Below are 19,313 nucleotides of genomic sequence, written 5' to 3'. Positions count from 1 at the left end.
GTCCTCCAACGCGTTCACGAAGTCGGGTCGAAAAGCGGCGAAAAAGCCGAAGCGTTCGCGCGCGCCTTCACCCCGACCGGAAATGTTCCAGCTGCCCCGCCCGGCAATCATGAATAAGACGGGCTAGCAACATCCGCCACGGAGTATGGGTGCCTGCTTTCGCAGGGACGACAGTTGCGATGAGGCACGACGTGCACGTCAAACGAGCGGGATGGGCCGATGGCGAGTACAGCGCTTTGGGCCTTCTCCCGCAATCGCAGCGGAAAGCGTCCTACCCCGCCAGCACCGCATCCGCGCCGGTCACCGCCTCGGCGCTCTCCGTCACCGTCTTCTCCAGCGATGGCGCCTGCACTGAGATGTTCTCGGCGAAGAAGCGCGCCAGTGCGACGTAGCGCTGCGGCTCGGCTTCGCCGTTCGCTTTCGCGGCCAGTGCCTCGCCGGCAAGCATGCAGCCGCCGAGCGTGGCGCCGAACAGCCGCAAATAGGGCGTCGCGCCGGCCAGCGCCTCGTTCGGCGCCGAGGCCAGCCGCTCGAGCAGCCATTTGCTGGTGCGCTCCAGCGCGGCATGGGCGTCGCGCAGCTTGGTGCCGGTGGTGCCGAACGCCGGATCGTTGGAGGTCTCGACCTGCTTGATGGTGGCGGCGAGCTCGTCGAGCAGCGCCCATACCGAGGCGCCGCCATTGGCGCCGAGCTTGCGAGTGACGAGGTCGATCGACTGGATGCCGTTGGTGCCTTCATAGATCGAGGTGATGCGGGCGTCGCGGTAATGCTGCGCGGCGCCGGTCTCCTCGATGAAGCCCATGCCGCCGTGGACCTGCACGCCGAGATAGGCGACCTCGTTGCCGATGTCGGTGGAGAACGCCTTGGCGATCGGGGTCAGCAATGCGCCGCGTGCTGCGGCGTCCGCGCGCACCTTGGCGTCCTTGGCGCGCACCGAGACGTCGAGCGCGACCGCGGTCGCGTAGCAGATCGTGCGCGCCGCCGCCGTCATGCTGCGCATCTGCATCAGCATGCGCTTGACGTCGGGATGCACGATGATCGGATCCATCCCGTCGCCCTTGTGGCCGATCGCTTTGCCTTGGCGGCGCTCCTGCGCATAGGCCAGCGCCTGCTGATAGGCGCGGTCGGCAATGCCGACGCCCTCGAGGCCGACGCCAAGGCGGGCCTGGTTCATCATCGTGAACATGCAGCGCATGCCCGCGTTTTCCTCGCCGATCAGAAAGCCGATCGCGCCGCCCTTGTCGCCCATGGTCATGGTGCAGGTCGGCGAGGCGTGCATGCCGAGCTTGTGCTCGACGCCGGAGGCATGGATGTCGTTGCGCCCGCCGAGCGAGCCGTCAGCATTGACCATGAATTTCGGAACCAGGAACAGCGAGATCCCCTTGGTGCCGGCGGGCGCATCGGGCAATCGTGCGAGCACGAAATGCACGATGTTGTCGGTCATGTCGTGCTCGCCATAGGTGATGAAGATCTTGGTGCCCTTGATGCGGTAGGTGCCGTCACCCGCGCGTTCGGCGCGGGTGCGCAGCGCGCCGACGTCGGAGCCGGCGTTGGGCTCGGTGAGCTGCATCGTGCCGGTCCATTCGCCGGTGACGAGCTTCTCGAGATAGACCTTCTTCAGCTCAGTGCTGCCATGGGCGTCGAGCGCCTCGATCGCCGACAGCGTCAGCAGCGGGCAGAGGCCGAAGGCGACGTTCGATGCGCTCCAGATCTCGGTGCAGGCGGCGTTGATCGCGAGCGGCAGGCCCTGGCCGCCGAACGCTTCCGGCCCGGACACCGCGTTCCATCCCGCGGCGGTCCAGCGCTGATAGGCGTCGGGCCAGCCGGGCGCGGTCGTCACCTTGCCGTTGTCGAGCTTGATGCCGTGCTCGTCGCCGACCTTGTTCAGCGGCGCCAGCACATCGGAGGCGAACTTGCCGGCTTCTTCCAGCACCGCAGCGGTGATGTCGCCGTCGAAATCGCCGTAGTGGCCGGCCGCCACGGCGGCAGCGAGTCCCGCGCCGTGATTGAGGGACAGCAGGATATCGTTGATCGGCGCACGGTAGGTCATGGCGTTACTCCCGACGAGGCGTTTGGAAATTGTCTTCCCATGAAACCAGCGGCCTCTCAACTGTCCGAGCGGACATCGCCCGGTCTGTTTCGGCCACCGCGGCGTCGCCCTGTAATAAGGGTGCCGGCATCAACCTGCGGCTTTCCTGCGTTTTCGCGCGCCGCCCTGTTGAAATGGCGGGACTCACCCTATAGACCGGCGTGGCCTTCGATCGGCGCGTTGGGGCGTAGCCAAGCGGTAAGGCAGCGGATTTTGATTCCGCCATTCGGAGGTTCGATCCCTCCCGCCCCAGCCATCTCCAAGATATTGATTCTATTGTGATAAGTTGCGCGGTTTGAGCCGCCATCGCATGCCATTTGGAAACGAATTTCCCCCGTCATTTGGAAACTCCGTGCCCATTTTGTTCAACATCATTGTCCGCGACGCCGAATCGTACGCCGTGAGCGGCGTTCAAGTTTTGGTGGCCTGCAGAGACTATTGAACGGGGGCTGGCCACGTTAGGAGGCGGTCTGCCGCATTGCCTCGTCACCGCTCCTTGCGCTCTGCTCGCCCGCGTCAGCGTCCGCTTGTTCGAACTGCCTCTGCGCCAAAAGGTGCGCGTGACGTTTGCGCGTTGCCGCCAGCGCCCGCCGCATCGTTTCCTTGGCATAACCCCGATACGCCTGCGCGGTCTTGTGTCCGGAGAGCGCGCGGCCCTGACCGTCTGTCAGTTCGGCTTCCTCGAGTTCAGTCATGCCGCCATGTCGGCACGCATCAAGCGTAAACACCTCCGACACGCCAACGATCTTCTTACGCATCTGCTGAACGACTTTTTCCATGCCAGGATAGGACCACACCTTGGCGCAGCCCTTACGCTCGCCTCTTTCGATCTTGCGCATGATCATCGGAACGCCGAGCCTCGGCAGATGGCCCAGGATCTCCTCAGCCTCCGCATAAAACTTGACGGGTTCTCCGACGACGATCTCCTCGAGGGGGTGCCACCACGGGGTGTTCACGCCAAACGACCAGTTCTACGTGCGCTGGCACTGGGCGGTGATCCCGACGTCGGTGGACGCAGCCGCCTTCAGGCTTTCGGTGCGCGGCCACGTCAATGAGGCTTTGTCATTGTCCATCGACGATTTGGTCAAGATGCCCCGCGTGGAGCTTGCCGCCGTCAACCAATGCTCTGGGAATTCGCGAGGGTTCTTCCTCCCTCGCGTGCCTGGCGCGCAATGGGCGCACGGCGCGATGGGCAACGCGCGATGGACCGGCGTCCTGCTTAAGGACGTTCTCGACCGCGCAGGCGTCAGGCCGGGCACGGTCCAGGTCCGCTTCAGGGGCCTCGACGAACCGGTGGTGCCCGAGGTACCCGCCTTCCGCAAGTCGCTCGACGTCGACCACGCCCGTGATGGCGAGGTCATGATTGCCTTCGCCATGAACGGCGAGCAGATGCCGCTCCTCAACGGCTTTCCGCTGCGACTGATCGTGCCCGGTTGGTACTAGAGCTACTGGGTCAAGATGCTCAGCGACATCGAGGTCCTCGATCGCGCCGACGACAACTACTGGATGACGACTGCCTACACCATCCCGATACCCGCACGCCAGCATTACGCCGGGCCAGACCGGCTTCAAGACGGTCCCGATCAGCCGCATGGTGCCGCGTTCGTTCTTCACGAATGTCGCGGACGATGCGTCGCTTCCGGCCGACACAAGCGCAACGATCAGAGGCATTGCCTTCGGCGGCGACCTGGGCGTGGCCAAGGTCGAGCTTTCCGTGGACGACGGGCGGACCTGACCTGGCAGCTCACGACGCTGGGCGAAGATCACGGCAAATACTGTTTTTCGCCGCTGGGAGATCAACATCCCCCGCCTGTCGAAGGGACGCCATTCGCTGATGGTCCGCTGCACCAACGTGGCCGGCGAAGTTCAGCCCCATGACAGCGGCGGTGGTGATGCTGAGCTCGTCAGCAGCAACGTTATCTTCAATGTCGACCCGACGGCAGACGGGTCTCGCTACTTTGCATATACCGTGCGAGCCGAAAACGGCCAGACTGCGTCGAGTCACGTCGATCTTGATCTGACGCCAACTGATACAGCGCCGGTCGCAGTCAACGACACCGGCCTGACTGTGCAGGCCGGTCGCCAATTGGCGGTCACGCCGGACAGGCTATTGTCTAACGACATCGATCTAAGCGGTGATCCGCTAACGATCCTGTCGGTGCAAGACGCGGTCGGTGGAACGGTTGGTCTTGATCAGGATGGAAATGTGATCTTCACTGCAGCGGCAGACTCCAATGGGGGCGTCCTTCACCTATACTGTCGGAGACGGCTTTGGCGGACAATCGACAGCCCAGGTGAATCTCAATGTTTCTGCCAGCTCGAGCAGCGGCGGTGACATGCTGGTTGGTGGACCTGCAGACAACGTGCTCGTAGCGAGCTCGTCGAATGAGATCCTGACCGGCGGCGGCGGAAATGACAGCTACAAGCTGACGTCGGGGTTAGGCCAAACGGAAATCAACAATTTTGCCAATGATGGTATGACATCTCCGCGTGGTGAAATCGATTTCGGTGCCGGCATAACGGACCAAAATCTTTGGTTTGCACAAAACGGTAATGATCTTCAGATCGACGTTCTCGGCACGACGGACCAGGTGACGATTAGCGGTTGGTATTCAGAGGGCGCGCGAGCGCAGGTCTAGAGTATCAATACTGCCGATGGATTGAGACCTGATAGTCAAGTATCTCAGCTAGTTTCTGCGATGGCGACATATGCCGCGGGCAATCCTGCCTTTAGCGCGAGCTCAGCAACCCAGATGCCAAGCGACGCAGCCCTGCAGAGCACGATCAGCGCTGCATGGCATGGTTGATGGGCAAGTTCACCCGAGGAGCAGACGATAAGCCTAAACGTAATCGAGTCAGTGTTGAGTGGAATGGCGCGCGCGAAAGCAGGCCCGGTCGGGGGAAAAGGACGGGAGTATCCATCGGCGGCGCAAGCCGGCTGAATTGAGGGCCTTCGCCCCGTGAGCGCGGCCCATCGAGCGCCGATCGTGTTGGCCTGCCTTTCGACTCCGGAAGTTTCGCGGAGACGAAGGTGCCCTTGGTGCCGCGGGACGTCAGCCAACCTTGAGCGATCAACTCGTCGTATGCGACGACGACGGTCTTACGGTTGACGCCAAGCTCTTCAGCCATCTCACGTGAGCCCGGAAGGACTTCGCCGGCGATCAATCGGCCCCGCCGTATCTCGGCGATGAGTCCGTGGGCGATCTGAACGTAGACAGACGCGCCGCCAGGCCTGCGCTTCAGATTAAGCTTGAGGTTGAGCCTTCACTCGCGCAGCACCACTGCCTCCCCACTGGCCCATCTTCGATCCTAGATCTTGGCTTATGCCTTGGTCCAGCCCCCGGCCATAACGGCTCGCGGCAACGGCCATCGGATAGGGCCGTTAAGGTGACTCCCGTAGCGCCTGATCGAGCGCCTCGACCAATAGATCGCTGTGCTCCGCGCCGAATACCAGCGGCGGACGAATCTTCAGCACGTTGGCGCCTGGACCGGCAGCGCTGATCAGAACGCGCCGCTTGCGCATGGCGTTGACCAATCTCGTCGTCTCATCGGACGCTGGCGATTCGCCGCGGCGGAGCTCGATACCGATGAAAAGACCAGCACCGCGAACCTCCGCCACCAGTTCATGCCTCGCGCGCAGCGCGGCGAGCCGCTCGCGCAAATAGATGCCGGTGCACCTGGCGTTCTCGACCAGGCCTTCCCGCTCGATCACGTCGAGCACGGCCATGCCGGCAGCGGCGGACACGGGATTGCCGCCAAAGGTGTTGAAGTAGCGCGAGCGCGCGCCGAATTCCTTGAGGAGTGCCGGCCGCGCGGCCATCGCGGCGACCGGATGTCCGTTGCCCATCGGCTTGCCCATCGTGACAATGTCGGGAACGACGCCGTGGCGGGCGAAGCCCCATAGGCCATCGCCACAGCGGCCGAAGCCGGGCTGCACCTCGTCGGCGATGAACAGTGCGCCGGCGGCACGTGCAGCATCGACCGCCGGTCGGAGGAAGCCGGGCGGATCGGCGAACACCCCGTCGCTGGAAAAGATCGTATCGACCAACAGGGCGGCCGGACGAATGCCGCTCCGCTTCATGTCTTCGAACGCGGCGCGGACATGGCCTGCGAAGATCTCCCCGGTGTCGTCGCCTGCGGATTGTGGCGCCGGCACCAGACGGACATGGGGCGCGGTCGGTTCCGGAAGAGCGAGCGATGGCGACAGTTCAGCGAGCACGCCGGTGACGCCGTGATAGGCAGTCCTGGTGACGACGACGCCGGTGCCGCCGGTGCAGGTGCGGGCGACGCGGAGCGCGAGATCGTTGGCCTCACTGCCGGTGCAGGTGAACATCACATTGCCGATCTCGGCCGGGAAGGTCGCGAGCAGGCGCTCGGCGTAATCGAGAATGGTCTCGTGCAGATAGCGTGTGTGGGTGTTGATCACCGCGGCCTGCCGCGCGATAGCCTCGACTACGCGGGGATGGCAGTGACCGACGCAGGCGACGTTGTTGTAGGCGTCGAGATAGCGGTTGCCGGCCTGGTCGTATAGCCAGACGTCTTCGCCGCGAACGACCTGCACGGGCTGTTCGTAGAACAGCCGGTAGGCCGGTCCGAGCAGGCGATTGCGCCGCGCGATCAGGTCTTGCGTCGAAGTTTCCGCAGACATCGTGTCACTCCCCGTGGCAGGCGCGTTCGATCTGTCGCGCGGCCTGCTCGCGTGACAATGTCGCGATCCGGGCGAGCCGCGCCGAGGCCTGCTTGTTGTTGCGCAGAATATACGGGCTGTTCTCCGGATAGCGAGCGGCCCTGATGTTGCTGATCACGATCGTCATGACCATGCGGGTCGCGATCAGGTCGAACAGGATGGCGCGTTCGCGGGCTTCGAGCGGCGCGACCGCGTGATAGGCCGAAACCAAGTCGAGCGCCGGCGCCAGCGGATCGTCACTGTCGGTCACCTGATAGGCGGCTGCGATGGCTAGATCATTGATGCGGGCCGTCGCGGTCAGGTCGCCAAAATCGATGATCCCTGCGACACCGGTCGCGTCAGCCGGGTCGACCACGACATTATGCGGGTTCAGGTCGTTGTGCAGTGGTTGTTTGGGCACGTGCGCCAGCACCGGCACGGCATGGGTCTCAAAACCATCGAGGAAGCGCTCGATCAGATCGTGCTGGCCTGATGGCACCGTGCCGATGAGCGGCCGCAACTCGGCGGCGTGCTGGATGTCCCACAGCAGCTTGTGGCATGCAGCGGGATGGTGGAAATCGCGCATCGCCAAGGCGAGCCGCGCGGCGCACCGGCCGACGTCGCGTCGCAAGGCTGCGGACGGCGGCGCCTGATGCATCGGCGTTCCCGGAAGAAAAGACAACAGCCGTACGATCCGCCTCGAATCGTCGTCGAAGGCAAGGTCGAGTTCGACGGCGCCGTTCAGCGCGGGAATAATGCGCGGGATCGGCAGCAGCGGATCGCGCGCCGCGACGTGGCGCAGTGCCTCGGTCTGCAGATTGGTGACTGCGCGGTCTTCGGCGGGATTGGCGATCTTGAGCACGTATTCGCTGCCGTCGGACGCGCGCAGCCGAAAATTCTGATCGCGCTCACTGTCGAGACGGCGCACGGCGGCCCGTAGGCCGAAATACTCGGCCGCCAGCCGCTCCGCGCGCGCTTCGGGAATGGCAGACGCTGCGCGCAGTCCGTCGATCGGATCCGCAGATGCGATGGCGGTTGAACGGTCTTGCATCTGAGAGGCCCTGGGTCTTTCAATAGCCGCGGCTGCGATCGATCGCATGCGGCGGACGCTGTCCGGCGCGGAGTGCATCGGCCGTCACGGCAAGCGTCGTTGCGACGGCGTTGACGCTGACGTCGCTGGCGTCATGCGGCGTGATGACGATCTGCGGATGATACCAGAACGGGTGCTCCAATGGCAGCGGCTCGGTGGTGAAGACGTCCAGCGCCGCGCCGGACAATTGGCCGCATGCGAGTGCGGCGAGCAAATCGTCTTCGACCAGGTGCTCGCCGCGGCCGACCTGGATCAGGTAGCCGCCGCGCCGCATTCGGCCGAACAGTTCGCCGTTGAGGATGCCGCGCGTCTCCGCGGTCAGCGGCAAGAGGTTCACCAGCACCTCGGTTTCGCCGAGCATGGCGGCAAGGCCCGCGGGCCCATGGAAGCTGCGGCTTGACGACGAGATAGCCTTGGCGGTTCGGCTCCACGACATCACGGGAAAGCCGAGATAGGCGAGGTCGGTAGCGACGCGCTGGCCGATCTCGCCATTGCCGAGGATGCCGACCGGGAAGTCGTGCGCGCGCCGCTGGTCGCGGCGTCGCCAGATCCGTTCGCGCTGCTGGGCGCGGAAGGCGGTAAAGCCGCGCTGGTGTCCGATCACATGCCAGGCGATGAAGCCGGACATCATCTGCGCCTGTTCGCGATCGACGACACGCACCACGTCGACGTCAGGCGGCAGGCTCGGGCAGGCCATGATGTTGTCGACGCCGGCTGCGATCGAGCAGACGGCCCGCAGATTGGGATAGCGTTCGAATGCATCGTCGGGCGGATGCCAGGCAAGTGCGAGCTGAACATCGCCGGCCGGGGTGCCGGCCGCATGGTCCACCACCTCGATACGGGGCGCCGTGCGCGCAAGCTCCGCGCCAAAATAGCCACGAAGATCGAGGCTCTTGCTGACCAAAACGCAACGCATCGCCTAGGCCGCCCGTGATGACGAAATCTGGCCGGGCACCGCCGCGAGCAGTTCGCGGGTGTAGGCGTGCTCCGGTGCCGAGAACAGGGTCGCCGTCGCCTTCAGTTCGACGATGGCGCCACGCTGCATCACCGCGATGCGGTCGCAGATCTGCGCGGCCACCCGCAGATCGTGGGTAATGAACAGCATCGATAGGCCAAGCCGCGCCTTGAGGTCTTCCAGCAGGTTCAGCACCTGTGCCTGCACGGAGACGTCGAGCGCGGAAACGGCTTCGTCCGCAACGATGATTTCCGGCTCGAGCGCAAGCGCCCGTGCGATGCCGATGCGCTGGCGCTGGCCACCGGAGAATTCGTGCGGATAGCGCTCCATCGCGCTGGCGTTGAGGCCGACCAGGCCGAGCAGGTCGGCGGCGCGCTTGTGTGCGACCGCGGGATCGGTGCCGTGGGCGATCGGTCCATCGACGATGATGTTGCCGACCTTGCGGCGCGGGTTGAGTGACGCGAATGGATCCTGGAAGATCATCTGGATGCGACTGCGTTCCTTGCGCAGCGCACGGCCGGCGATGCGGGTGAAGTCGGTGTCGCCGAGGCGCACCGTGCCCTGATCGGGCTCGATCAGGCGCATGATGAGCCGGGCGACCGACGACTTTCCGGAGCCGGATTCGCCGACGAGGCCGACGGTCTCGCCTTGCAGGATGTTGAAATTGACCTCGTTCGCGGCGCGCACGCGCCGCTCCGGCCGGAACCAGCCGCCGCCACTGACATAGGTCTTGTCGAGACCGATCACCTCGACCGCCTTGGCGCGATCCGCGAGCGGCGCACGTTGCGGCGGCTGCATCGAGGGAACGGCCGCGAGCAGCGCGCAGGTGTAAGGATGCTGCGGACGCCGCAACACATCATCGGCCGCGCCCTGTTCGACCACCTTACCGTGCTGGAGCACGACGACGCGGTCGGCGATGTCGGAGACGACACCGAAATCGTGGGTGATGAACATGACGGCCATGTTGCGCCGACGCTGCAGGTCGCGGATCAGCTCGAGGATCTGCGCCTGCGTGGTGACGTCGAGCGCGGTGGTCGGCTCGTCGGCGACGAGGACCGCCGGTTCCAGCGCCAGCGCCATCGCGATCATGGCGCGTTGGCGCTGGCCGCCGGACAATTGATGCGGATAGGCGCGCATCGATCGTTCGGGGTCGGGCAGGCCGACCTCGCGCAGCAACTGCAGCGTCTTCTGCTTCCGCTGTTTCGGCGTCAGCAGATTGTGCGCCTCGAACGTCTCCGTGATCTGGTCGCCGATCCGCATCAACGGATTGAGCGCGGTCATCGGCTCCTGGAACACCATCGCGACGTGGCGGCCGCGCAGCGCAAGCCAGCCGGAGTCGTCGAGGGTGAGCAGGTTCAGTCCGTCATAGGCGATCTCGCCCGCTTCGCGGATGATGGTGTCGGGCAACAGTCCCATCAGCGCATGCGCGCACATCGACTTGCCGGAGCCGGACTCACCGACCACGCAGAGGATCTTGCCGGGCGTGAGGTCGAGGGAGACGTCGTCGACGGCGTAGGGGCGGTCCGAGCCTGGCGGCAGCGCGAGCTTGAGGTTCCTGATCGAAACGGCAGATGCGGCGGACATGCGTCAGCGCCCCTCCTTGTTGAGGCGCGAATTGAGCGTGTCGTTAAGGCCTTCGCCGATCAGGTTTAGCGCCAACACCGAAAGCAGGATCGCGATGCCGGGGAATAGCGTGATCCACCAGGCCTGCCGGATCACGGTGCGGCCGGCGCCGACCATGTAGCCCCAGGACATCAGGTTCGGATCGCCAAGACCGAGGAAGGAGAGCGAGGATTCCAGCAGGATCGCGGTCGCGACCATCAGCGAGGCCAGCACGATCACCGGCGACAGTGCGTTCGGCAGGATCTCACGCCAGATGATCCAGCTGTGGCTCTGTCCGGTGACGATTGCGGCTTGGACGTATTCGCGAGTGCGCAGCGACAGCACCTCGCCGCGCACTAGGCGCGCCACCGGCGGCCAGCTCACGATCGCGATCGCCAGCACGATCGAGACGATCGAGGGCTGCAGGATCGCGACCAGCACGATCGCCAGCGCAAAGCTCGGCACGGTCTGGAAGAACTCGGTGAAGCGCATCAGGGCATCGCCGATCTTGCCGCCGAAATAGCCAGCGAGGGCGCCGACGGGTATGCCGACCGCGAGCGCTGCCATGGTCGAGACCAGGCCGACCAGCAGCGAGACGCGGGCGCCGTAGATGATGCCGGCGAGCACGTCGCGGCCAAGTGCGTCGGTGCCGAGCGGCAGGCTGGATACCGTGAACGGCGGCACAAACGGCCGCTGCACCATGCGCCAGGGCGATGTCGGGAACAGCAGCGGGCCGAATACAGCAATCGCGATCGCAAGCATCAGGATCACGAGGCCGATCACGCCGCCGGGGTTGCGTAGCATCATTCGCCAGGACTTGCTCATGAGGCGAACTCGATGCGCGGGTCGACGGCGCGGTAGATCAGGTCGGTGATCAGGTTGAAGGCCAGCACCATCGCCGAGCAGACCACGAACACGCCGAGCAGGAGGTTGTAGTCGCGCTGCAGCAGCGCCTCGTACATCAGGCGGCCGATGCCAGGCCAGGCGAACACGGTCTCGGTCAGCACGGCGCCGCCGACCAGCGTGCCCGCCTGCAGGCCGGCGAGCGTCACCACCGGCAGCAGGGCGTTGCGCAACACGTGGCGGCGCTGGATCACGGCATCACGCAGGCCCTTGGCGCGCGCGGTTTTGACGAAATCATGCCGCTTCACTTCCAGCATCGAGGCGCGGGTCATGCGGGCGTAGGTCGCCATGAAAAACAGGCCCATCGTCGTCGCCGGCAAAATCAGATGCGCGCCGACATCGAGCACATGGGCGAGGCCGGTGTAATTGGCGCCGACGGTCTCGTAGCCGAAGCTCGGCAGCCAATCCATCGCGACCGAAAACAAGAGGATCGCCATCAGCGCGACCCAGAACAGCGGCGTCGCATAGAAGATCAGCGCCAGTATCGTGATCGCAGTATCGGCCCAGGTGCCGGCAAAGCGCGCCGCCAGAGTGCCGAACAGAACGCCGAGCAGCAACGAAATCACGAATGCTGTGACGGTCAGCAGTAGTGTCGCCGGCAGCCGTTCGGCGATCAGCTTGGCGACCGGCATCTGCTGGCGGAACGAGAAGCCGAGGTCGAGTGTCACGATGCCCTTGACGTAGCGATAGAGCTGGACCGGCAGCGGCTGGTCGAGCCCGAATTTCTCGCGCAATTGCGTGACGAAGATCTTGTCGCTGGCGCCGGCCTCGCCCGCCATCACCATCGCCGGATCGCCCGGCGCCATGCGGATCAGCATGAAGTTGAGGACGACGATCGCGAGCAGGACGACAACGGCCTTGGCAAGTCTCTGGGCTATGAATGCGAGCATCGGTGAGGTCGTTGCGTTCGAGGAAGCGGCGGAAGCCGCGGCGCTGGACGGCGCCGCGGCCGGATGGTCGTTACTTGTCGAGCCAGGCGTCGCGGAAGCCGTCGTTGACGCCGATCGCGGTCGTGACGAGGTTCTTGACGCTGCAACGGGTGATGGTCGGGAACTGCAGCTCGAGCTGCCAGGCCACCGGCACGTCGTCGGTCAGAATTTTCTGCGCCTTGACGTAGATCTCCTCACGCTTGGAGTCGGGGAAGGCGGTGGCGCCGTCGGCGAACAGCTGATCGATCGCAGGGTTCGAATAACCTTCGACGTTGTTGAACGGCGAGCCCTTGGAAATCTGGCTCGAGATGTAGTTGCGGCCGACGCCGAGTGCGGGATCGCCATACTGATAGAGATAGGTGAAGGCGATGTCGTAGTCCCAGTCGGAGACCTTCTGGTTCCAGCCGGGCACGTCGGTTGCGATCATCTCGACATTGATGCCGACGTCCTGCAGATTTTGCTTCACTGCTTCGGCCCAGCGCTGCCAGGTTTCGCCATAGGGCAGCGGCAGCAGGCGGACCTTCTCGCCGTTGTAGCCGGCTTCCTTCAGCAGCGCCTTTGCCTTCGCCGGGTCATAGTCGTAGGTGGTTACCTTGTCGGTGTAGTATTTGATCGTCGAGGCCGACGGGCCGGTTGCGACCTTGGCGAGGCCGTTCCAGATCACGTCCTTGGCGAAGTTGCGGTCGATCGCGTACATCAGCGCCTGGCGGAATTTCTTGTTCGCGGTCGGGCCGGAACGGTTGTTGAGCCACAGCCAGGAGTGCGGGCTGAAGAATTCCCAGCCGGCGCCGGTGACGCAGACGTTCTTCAGCTTGGTGAGGCGCGGCACATCGAAATTCTCGACCGAGCCGCCGGGCAGCACGTCGACCTTGCCGGTCTCGAACGCCACCGCGCGCGCGGCCGCGTCGGGGATCACGTGCCAGTAGATCTCGTCGAGATAGGGCTTGCCCTTGATGTAGTAGTTCGGATTCTTGACCAGGCGAATGAAGGAACCCTTCTGCCACTCCTTGAACATGAACGGCCCGGTGCCAACAGGCGTGTTGTTCGCGGGATTGGTCTTGTAGTCGGTGCCTTCGTAGATGTGCTTGGGGATCATCGGCAGCGAGCCGACCTCGAAGATGCCGAGGAACGGGCCGAACGGCTGCTTCAGCGTGAACACGACGGTGTCGTCGTCCGGCGTCTCGACCTTGTCGAGCTGGGCAAGGTTGCCGCGGGCGCGCGGATGGGTCTGCTTGAGGAAATCGATCGAGAATGCGACGTCGGCCGAGGTGAACGGCTTGTTGTCGTGCCAGGTGACGCCCTTGCGCAGCTTGAAGGTATAGGTCTTGCCGTCCTCGCTGACGCTCCAGCTTTCGGCGAGGCCGGGCAGCGGCTCGAGCTTCGGTGAGTAGCGGAGCAGGCCTTCATAGATGTTGCCGGCGACCATCTGGGTCGGTCCGTTCTGCACCAGGCCGACCATCAGGCCCGGCGGCTCCGGCTGGATCACCGCGTTGATCACACCGCCGGATTTCGGCTCCTGCGCAAATGTCGCAGTGCTCAGGGCACTCGCCACCAGAAGGCTCAGCAGAACTCGCTTCAACATGTCCAATCTCTCTTGCTGGATTGTCCCGGCCGCAGCTCCGGGCAATGGCTGACGACTAGTTCACGAAATCCGGATCGGTGCGCGCAAGCATGCGCTTGAAGGCCGCCCACTCGCTGTCGGGCACGCCGTTCGTCTCGATGCTGTCGTAGAAGGTCGCGTATTGACCGGCGGTCTTCTGTGCGACTGCATCCGACAGCGGCGCGATCTCGGCGCCGGCCGCCTGAATCGCGAGTTGGGCGCGGCAGGAACGCTCCAGATTGTGCATCAGCTTGAAGGCCTCGGCGACCGAGCGGCCGCAGGTCAGCATGCCGTGATTGCGCAGCACCATCACGAACTTGTCGCCGAGGTCGGCAACCAGACGCTGCCGTTCGTCGAGATCCAGCGCGATGCCTTCGTAATCGTGATAGGCGAGGCATCCGGTGAATTGCATCGACCATTGATTGAGCGGCAGCAGTCCCTGCTTCTGGCAGGACACCGCAATGCCGGCGACGGTGTGGGTGTGCAGCACGCAGGCGACGCCCGGCCGCGCCGCATGTACCGCGCTGTGGATGGTGAAGCCGGCTGGATTGATACCGAGCCCGAGCGGATCGTCGATAACGACGCCGTCGAGATCGACGGTGACGAGGTTCGAGGCCGTCACCTCGTCGAAGCGCATTCCGTAGGGATTGATCAGAAAGCGGTCATGACTGCCGGGCAGCCGCACCGAGATGTGGGTATAGATGCTGTCATCGAGTCCTAGCCGATGAATCAGCCGGTAGGCCGCGGCGAGGTCGATGCGGAATTGCTGGTTCTGGTCCTTCACGGCCTCGGGCCGCACATGCGTCGTCATCGTTGCTGCTAGTCCCTGTCCACGGGCCATTCGTGTTTGCATTGCAACACCCGCACCACTAAACTGTCGACAATCTAAGAATTGATCAAGCCTAAACTGTCGACAATCGACGATTAAATCCTGTACAATGGTCCAAACGGACCCTTTTGATGCGCACGATGTCCCCTCCGGTCGGCTTGCCGGCCCTCAACGAGACAGACCTGGTCGGACAGGTCGCCCGTCGCTTGACCGAAGCGATCGTTCAGGGGCGGCTGCAGCCGGGATCAAAGGTCGTCGAAGCTGGAATCGCGCGCGAACTGGGTGTCAGCCGGGCACCGGTGCGCGAGGCGGCGCGGCTGCTCGAGCAACAGGGCTTGCTCGTCGCCAATCCGCGCCGCGGCTTCTTCGTCCGGCAGTTTGCCGCCAACGATATCGACGAGATCTACGATCTGCGGCTCTGCGTCGAGCGTCATGCCGCGGTGCTCGCGGCGCGCAACCTGACATCCGAAACGCGCGACCTGCTGCGTCGGCAGATCGACGTGCTGCACGAGACAGCCGATCTCGACGATCCGGCGCGGCAGGTCGAGGAGGATTACCGCTTCCATCGCCTGATCTGCGAGATCGCCGGTAACCGGCGGATGCTGCGGCTGTTCGACGATCTCGCCTCCGAGCTGCGCATGGTGATCGGCCTGATCGGCCGCCTCTATGACGATCCGCACGAGATCGCGCGCACGCACGAGCCGGTGCTCGCTGCGATCGAGGCCGGCCATCCGGAGCGTATCGTCGCGCATGTCGACCATCACATCGGTCATGCCTGGCGCGAAGTCGGAAGACTGGTGCGCGAGATTCCGCCGTGGCCGGCGGCGGCGAAATAGGCGCGCGTGATCTTGCTCAGGCGCGATGCCATCGATCTTGCTCATTCATCCAACAGGAGTGTCCCGTGAAGGCCGTCTACAGTGATCTCCACCGCAGCCATGATCCGCAGTTCTTCCTGGTCCGCGGTGTGGTCCAGCGCACCACCGAGCAGCCCCAGCGCGCCGACCGGCTGCTGGCGGGCCTGAGAGCCGGCAAGCACACGCTGATCGAGCCGACCAGGTTCGGGCAGGGGCCGCGGGCGCGCGTGCACAGTCCGGAATATCTGAGCTTTCTCGCCGAGGCCTGGGATGCATGGTCCGCGCTCGGCGATGCCGGGCCGGAGATGATCGCGAACATCCACCCGGTGCGCAACGCCGGCACCTATCCGACCCATATCGTCGGAAAACTCGGCTGGCACACGGCGGACACCGCGGCCCCGATCGGCCCCGGCACCTGGGCCGGCGCCTGCGCCTCGAGCGACGTCGCGGTCACCGCCGCGCAAATGGTGCTCGACGGCGAGGACGCCGTCTACGCGCTGTGCCGTCCGCCCGGTCACCATGCCTATCGCGATCTCGCCGGCGGGTTCTGCTTTCTCAACAACAGCGCGATCGCGGCCGAGCATCTGCGCCAGCAGCATGAGCGTGTCGCGATCCTCGATGTCGACGTGCATCACGGCAACGGCACGCAGGGCATCTTCTACGAGCGGCCGGACGTCTTCACCGTGTCGATCCACGCCGATCCGTCGTTCTTCTATCCATTCGTCTGGGGCTATGCGCATGAGCGCGGTGCCGGACCCGGCCTCGGCGCCAATCTCAACATTCCCCTGGCCAGAGGCACCGGCGACGACGACTACATGAAGGCGCTGGCGGCGGCGGAGAAGGCGATCCGTTCCTTCGCGCCGACCGCGCTCGTGGTAGCGCTCGGCCTCGATGCCTCCGAGAAGGACCCGCTCGCGGGCCTCGCGGTCACGACCGACGGCTTCCGCCGCATCGGCGAAGGGCTGGCCCGGTTCGGACTGCCGACGGTGCTGGTGCAGGAGGGCGGCTATCTGTCCGATATCCTCGGCGCCAATCTGACGGCGGTGCTCGGCGGGTTCGAGGCTGCGCGCTGACGTTTCTTGCGCCATTGCGCAATTCGTGAACAGACTTGCGCCATGCTTTCGGCTTTTGAGCGAGGGCTCCGTCGGTTCCTCATTGGCGATTCCAGGTCCCTCGGATGATCTGGCGCACAAAGTTCAGCAACTGGCCAAAGGCGAGCGCCACTCCATCGATGGATGTTGCTTCCTGCGTCGGCTCTAGTGACGCCGCGCCCGAAAGCTGTCGTTCCAGATTGCGCGCAAAGTCCGCGGTCAGACGTACCGCAAGGTCTCGTACCAGTCTGTCGCGCGCGATTTGAGCGAGCATGCGTTGCAGGGTGTAGCCGATTGAGAGTTCGACGCGGGTTGCAGTGCCTGAGTTGATCGGCACAACGCGATAGCGGATTTCGCCTTGGGTGGAAGAGCGGGTGCCCTGGTCGTTCCCCGTTCCCACGATGCGGCCCGACATCGTGTCGGGTTCGCGCTCGATGCGGGCGGCTCCGCGAAAGCCTGCCGAAATCGGGCCGAGCTTGACGCGGATCACCCCCTCGACATATTCCGGAGTAGGCCTGCCCGTGAGCGAAACGCCGGGAATACAGGCAGCAATTTGCGTGATATCGCCAAACATCGCAAAGACCCTGTCGGATGGAGCGGCAATGGTGAAACGCTCGTCAAAAACCTTGTCAGGCTCGAAGTCGGGAATTGCAGCTTTGCCGCTGATGCGCTCCTGAGGCGCGGCATCGGCCGGCTGCCTGGGCGTCCCTGGATGGGCAACGCCTGCGCCGTTGCTGGAGCCTACCGGTCCAAGCGCAGCGCGGCCGGCACCGGGCACAGGCCGGATGCCGCGTTCGCGCCTGGCTTCAACGACCGAGCGCACGGCCCGGACGATGCCGACATAGCCGGTGCAGCGGCAGAGATTGCCGCTCAGCCCGAGGTGGATCGCGCGTTCATCCGCGGCATCAAGACGGGCAAAAGGATGCCCTTGTGCCCAAATCCTCCGCCGATATCGGGCGAGATGATGCGGATGCGGCCCTGCTACGAGGACCTGAAGGCGCGGTTCGAGATATCTTTTCACGATGTTCGCCATCGCGTCTTGCCCGAATAAAGCCAGATCGAGGTCAGTCGCGGCAAGAGGCTTTCGGGTCTTATCGTCGAGCCGGGCGTCCTTGCGCTTCTCGGCGGCCTCGACCGCATTCCAGAGTCGAGCGCGGTCGGCCATCCAGGCCGGTGGGCCGGGCGGCAGCCTGATCTCGGTGAACACCAGATCGCGTCGGCCGCCGAAGGCGCTGTCCTTTAGGGGACGTACTTTGCCCACGGATACACTTGTCGTCGCAGTCGCCGCCGCTGCGGCGCCCGTCGAATTGCGTCCCCTAATCCCTCTGCAAGTCATTGGAATCACATGCGCTGACTTTCTCGCGTCGATGCGAATGTTGACGCCAACCGAGCAATGTTCGTGCCCTTTCGAAAGTCATGGTTCGGATTGAACTAAGCCGCAACACTTCCACTCGCGGAAATCAGCAAATCCGCCGGAATATGGAAACGTTCGCGCAGACGCTTCACCATCGCCATGCTCAATTCGCGCTTGCCGGACATGACCTCACTGACGCGGCTCGCAGTGCCCAGAAGCTGCACAAGATCAGCGCGCGTCAAACCATGTTGCTCCACCAGATAGGTTAGCAAATCGGGCAACGGCGGCGCTTTGCGCGGCCAGCGCACGCGTTCATAGGCCTCGATAAGGCGAGCCTGCGCCACCATGCGCGCTCGATCGGCAGCTTCGTTCGATTGCATCAGCTTGCCGACAAGCGCCTTGGCCGCCTGATGATCGGCCTGGTTCTGGATAATTATCAATGTTGCCTTCATCACACCGTCTCCGCGTCCATCTTGTCATAGTCTTAAAGAGCCGGACCGACGGAGCGCGGTCAAGGCCGCAAGCCGGCGGAGCCAGTCGCGCGCAGTGCGAGCCTTGACGGTGCACCGTTGGTCCGGCAGCTGCCTCCCATGCGATCATGGACGGACATCATCCATAGGACGCGCCGCAAACCGCTATGCTGCGATGGGTGGCGCTGTGGGGGACCGGGAACAAGTGGCAATGCCGGGAGTCATTCACTGCTCCCGCGATCTGGTTGCCCCCCGACCGGGAGTTTAGTGGCGATCCTGGCGCTCCCCGCGCCAGGGTCGCTGTCGGTTAAAGCAAGCCGTCGAGGAGGCGGTAATCCTGAGATACCCGCCGGTTCACGCCTCGCGCACTTTGAGCAACTGTGGTTTGTCCCAAATGCGGGTGCGCGTGAGATGTAAGGCCGCTCACCTCGGCAGGGTTCGGATCTGCAACCCGCAGAGTAGAAATCCGCTACTCGGCCGGAGGGACCGGATTTCGCCAACTACCGATTGACCATCGAAATACCGTGAACAAATCGCGATAAAGGTGATCGTTCGCACGCGAACTTCGTTGTTTTTGTTGCTCTTTTCGTTCGCTATTTGCGTTCGGGACGCAGGGCTGCGGGTCGGCAACGGGAGCTGAAACGGCCCTTTGAGGTTGATAGCAACCTTTTGATCTTCATCGTTGGGATAAGCGGCTGAAATCGCAGCAAATGCGAACGCCCTCCGAGCGCACCATAAACCCACGACATAGTTGCCTACTCGGGGGGACGCCAACTCATGCAAGAGAACAACATCACGCTGCGCCGAAACACCAACTCGCTTAACCGGCTTATCAACTGATCTTGAAATCGCGGATCGGTAGCCTCTCGTGCCGGCTGCTC

Annotated in this window: 17 protein-coding genes, 1 tRNA gene and 1 pseudogene; 6 read left to right on the top strand and 13 right to left on the bottom strand. The window is 64.1% G+C overall.

Features of this window, described 5'->3' with window-relative positions; translation table 11 throughout:
• Positions 1-271: 271 nt before the first annotated feature.
• Entirely contained in the window at positions 272-2,050 is a 1,779-nt protein-coding gene (locus AC066Y_RS15990; protein ID WP_478274701.1) for an acyl-CoA dehydrogenase, read from the bottom strand.
• Between the two features lie 220 nt (positions 2,051-2,270).
• Between AC066Y_RS15990 and AC066Y_RS15985 the strand changes: the two genes are divergently transcribed.
• A tRNA-Gln gene (locus tag AC066Y_RS15985) sits at positions 2,271-2,345 on the top strand.
• A gap of 202 nt (positions 2,346-2,547) precedes the next feature.
• Here AC066Y_RS15985 and AC066Y_RS15980 read toward each other — a convergent pair.
• Positions 2,548-3,045, bottom strand: a complete 498-nt coding sequence (locus tag AC066Y_RS15980; protein ID WP_478274718.1) for a hypothetical protein — start codon at positions 3,043-3,045, stop codon at positions 2,548-2,550.
• Here AC066Y_RS15980 and AC066Y_RS15975 point away from each other — a divergent pair.
• The 3 genes and pseudogenes from AC066Y_RS15975 to AC066Y_RS15965 all read left to right on the top strand — a co-directional run.
• Positions 3,035-3,968 (top strand): annotated as a pseudogene (locus AC066Y_RS15975) (molybdopterin-dependent oxidoreductase); the annotation flags it as partial. The gene AC066Y_RS15980 and the pseudogene AC066Y_RS15975 overlap by 11 nt on opposite strands.
• Entirely contained in the window at positions 3,942-4,424 is a 483-nt protein-coding gene (locus AC066Y_RS15970; protein ID WP_478274716.1) for an Ig-like domain-containing protein, read from the top strand. The pseudogene AC066Y_RS15975 and the gene AC066Y_RS15970, both read left to right, overlap by 27 nt.
• Positions 4,324-4,728 (top strand): calcium-binding protein, encoded by a 405-nt coding sequence (locus AC066Y_RS15965; RefSeq protein ID WP_478274700.1) that lies wholly within the window; start codon positions 4,324-4,326, stop codon positions 4,726-4,728. The genes AC066Y_RS15970 and AC066Y_RS15965 overlap by 101 nt, the downstream gene beginning before the upstream one ends.
• Before the next feature lie 145 nt (positions 4,729-4,873).
• Here the strand turns inward: AC066Y_RS15965 and AC066Y_RS15960 are convergent, their stop codons facing one another.
• From AC066Y_RS15960 to AC066Y_RS15920, 9 genes are all read right to left on the bottom strand, one after another.
• The gene (locus AC066Y_RS15960) at positions 4,874-5,293 is read right to left on the bottom strand and encodes a GntR family transcriptional regulator (RefSeq protein ID WP_478274715.1); all 420 of its coding nucleotides are present in this window, start codon (positions 5,291-5,293) and stop codon (positions 4,874-4,876) included.
• Between the two features lie 178 nt (positions 5,294-5,471).
• Complete coding sequence (locus AC066Y_RS15955; RefSeq protein WP_478274699.1) at positions 5,472-6,737, bottom strand: aspartate aminotransferase family protein; 1,266 nt, start codon at positions 6,735-6,737, stop codon at positions 5,472-5,474.
• A gap of 4 nt (positions 6,738-6,741) precedes the next feature.
• Complete coding sequence (locus tag AC066Y_RS15950; RefSeq protein WP_478274698.1) at positions 6,742-7,806, bottom strand: phosphotransferase; 1,065 nt, start codon at positions 7,804-7,806, stop codon at positions 6,742-6,744.
• Positions 7,807-7,825: 19 nt separating this feature from the next.
• On the bottom strand, positions 7,826-8,761 hold the full coding sequence (locus AC066Y_RS15945) for a 2-hydroxyacid dehydrogenase (protein WP_478274697.1): 936 nt from the start codon (positions 8,759-8,761) through the stop codon (positions 7,826-7,828).
• 3 nt (positions 8,762-8,764) lie between these two features.
• On the bottom strand, positions 8,765-10,384 hold the full coding sequence (locus tag AC066Y_RS15940; protein WP_478274696.1) for an ABC transporter ATP-binding protein: 1,620 nt from the start codon (positions 10,382-10,384) through the stop codon (positions 8,765-8,767).
• A gap of 3 nt (positions 10,385-10,387) precedes the next feature.
• Positions 10,388-11,227, bottom strand: coding sequence for an ABC transporter permease (locus tag AC066Y_RS15935; protein ID WP_478274695.1), 840 nt, complete (start codon positions 11,225-11,227; stop codon positions 10,388-10,390).
• Entirely contained in the window at positions 11,224-12,195 is a 972-nt protein-coding gene (locus AC066Y_RS15930; protein ID WP_478274694.1) for an ABC transporter permease, read from the bottom strand. The genes AC066Y_RS15935 and AC066Y_RS15930 overlap by 4 nt, the downstream gene beginning before the upstream one ends.
• A gap of 70 nt (positions 12,196-12,265) precedes the next feature.
• The gene (locus tag AC066Y_RS15925) at positions 12,266-13,816 is read right to left on the bottom strand and encodes an ABC transporter substrate-binding protein (RefSeq protein WP_478274693.1); all 1,551 of its coding nucleotides are present in this window, start codon (positions 13,814-13,816) and stop codon (positions 12,266-12,268) included.
• Between the two features lie 55 nt (positions 13,817-13,871).
• Complete coding sequence (locus AC066Y_RS15920) at positions 13,872-14,645, bottom strand: class II aldolase/adducin family protein (RefSeq protein ID WP_478274692.1); 774 nt, start codon at positions 14,643-14,645, stop codon at positions 13,872-13,874.
• 149 nt (positions 14,646-14,794) lie between these two features.
• On the opposite strand from AC066Y_RS15920, the gene AC066Y_RS15915 reads away from it, so the two are divergent.
• Together AC066Y_RS15915 and AC066Y_RS15910 are read left to right on the top strand one after the other, a co-directional pair.
• Positions 14,795-15,499, top strand: a complete 705-nt coding sequence (locus AC066Y_RS15915) for a GntR family transcriptional regulator (protein WP_478274691.1) — start codon at positions 14,795-14,797, stop codon at positions 15,497-15,499.
• Between the two features lie 65 nt (positions 15,500-15,564).
• On the top strand, positions 15,565-16,590 hold the full coding sequence (locus tag AC066Y_RS15910; RefSeq protein WP_478274690.1) for a histone deacetylase family protein: 1,026 nt from the start codon (positions 15,565-15,567) through the stop codon (positions 16,588-16,590).
• Positions 16,591-16,669: 79 nt separating this feature from the next.
• On the opposite strand, the gene AC066Y_RS15905 is transcribed toward AC066Y_RS15910, so the two are convergent.
• Both AC066Y_RS15905 and AC066Y_RS15900 read right to left on the bottom strand, forming a co-directional pair.
• The gene (locus AC066Y_RS15905; RefSeq protein WP_478274714.1) at positions 16,670-17,944 is read right to left on the bottom strand and encodes an SRPBCC family protein; all 1,275 of its coding nucleotides are present in this window, start codon (positions 17,942-17,944) and stop codon (positions 16,670-16,672) included.
• Between the two features lie 95 nt (positions 17,945-18,039).
• Positions 18,040-18,414: a helix-turn-helix domain-containing protein gene (locus AC066Y_RS15900; protein ID WP_478274689.1), complete on the bottom strand. Its 375-nt coding sequence runs from the start codon at positions 18,412-18,414 to the stop codon at positions 18,040-18,042.
• Positions 18,415-19,313 lie beyond the last annotated feature (899 nt).

This window comes from Bradyrhizobium sp. USDA3010, assembly GCF_056429065.1.
Note: the sequence above shows the minus strand (reverse complement) of the source record. Positions and strands in the feature narration are given on the sequence as shown.

Excerpts from the sequence above, each read along its gene's own strand:
- AC066Y_RS15990 (WP_478274701.1), bottom strand. The coding sequence starts at position 2,050 with ATGACCTACCGTGCGCCGATCAACGATATCCTGCTGTCCCTCAATCAC.
- AC066Y_RS15965 (WP_478274700.1), top strand. The coding sequence starts at position 4,324 with ATGGGGGCGTCCTTCACCTATACTGTCGGAGACGGCTTTGGCGGACAA.
- AC066Y_RS15955 (WP_478274699.1), bottom strand. The coding sequence starts at position 6,737 with ATGTCTGCGGAAACTTCGACGCAAGACCTGATCGCGCGGCGCAATCGC.
- AC066Y_RS15950 (WP_478274698.1), bottom strand. The coding sequence starts at position 7,806 with ATGCAAGACCGTTCAACCGCCATCGCATCTGCGGATCCGATCGACGGA.
- AC066Y_RS15945 (WP_478274697.1), bottom strand. The coding sequence starts at position 8,761 with ATGCGTTGCGTTTTGGTCAGCAAGAGCCTCGATCTTCGTGGCTATTTT.
- AC066Y_RS15940 (WP_478274696.1), bottom strand. The coding sequence starts at position 10,384 with ATGTCCGCCGCATCTGCCGTTTCGATCAGGAACCTCAAGCTCGCGCTG.
- AC066Y_RS15935 (WP_478274695.1), bottom strand. The coding sequence starts at position 11,227 with ATGAGCAAGTCCTGGCGAATGATGCTACGCAACCCCGGCGGCGTGATC.
- AC066Y_RS15930 (WP_478274694.1), bottom strand. The coding sequence starts at position 12,195 with ATGCTCGCATTCATAGCCCAGAGACTTGCCAAGGCCGTTGTCGTCCTG.
- AC066Y_RS15925 (WP_478274693.1), bottom strand. The coding sequence starts at position 13,816 with ATGTTGAAGCGAGTTCTGCTGAGCCTTCTGGTGGCGAGTGCCCTGAGC.
- AC066Y_RS15920 (WP_478274692.1), bottom strand. The coding sequence starts at position 14,645 with ATGACGACGCATGTGCGGCCCGAGGCCGTGAAGGACCAGAACCAGCAA.
- AC066Y_RS15915 (WP_478274691.1), top strand. The coding sequence starts at position 14,795 with ATGCGCACGATGTCCCCTCCGGTCGGCTTGCCGGCCCTCAACGAGACA.
- AC066Y_RS15905 (WP_478274714.1), bottom strand. The coding sequence starts at position 17,944 with ATGACTTGCAGAGGGATTAGGGGACGCAATTCGACGGGCGCCGCAGCG.
- AC066Y_RS15900 (WP_478274689.1), bottom strand. The coding sequence starts at position 18,414 with ATGAAGGCAACATTGATAATTATCCAGAACCAGGCCGATCATCAGGCG.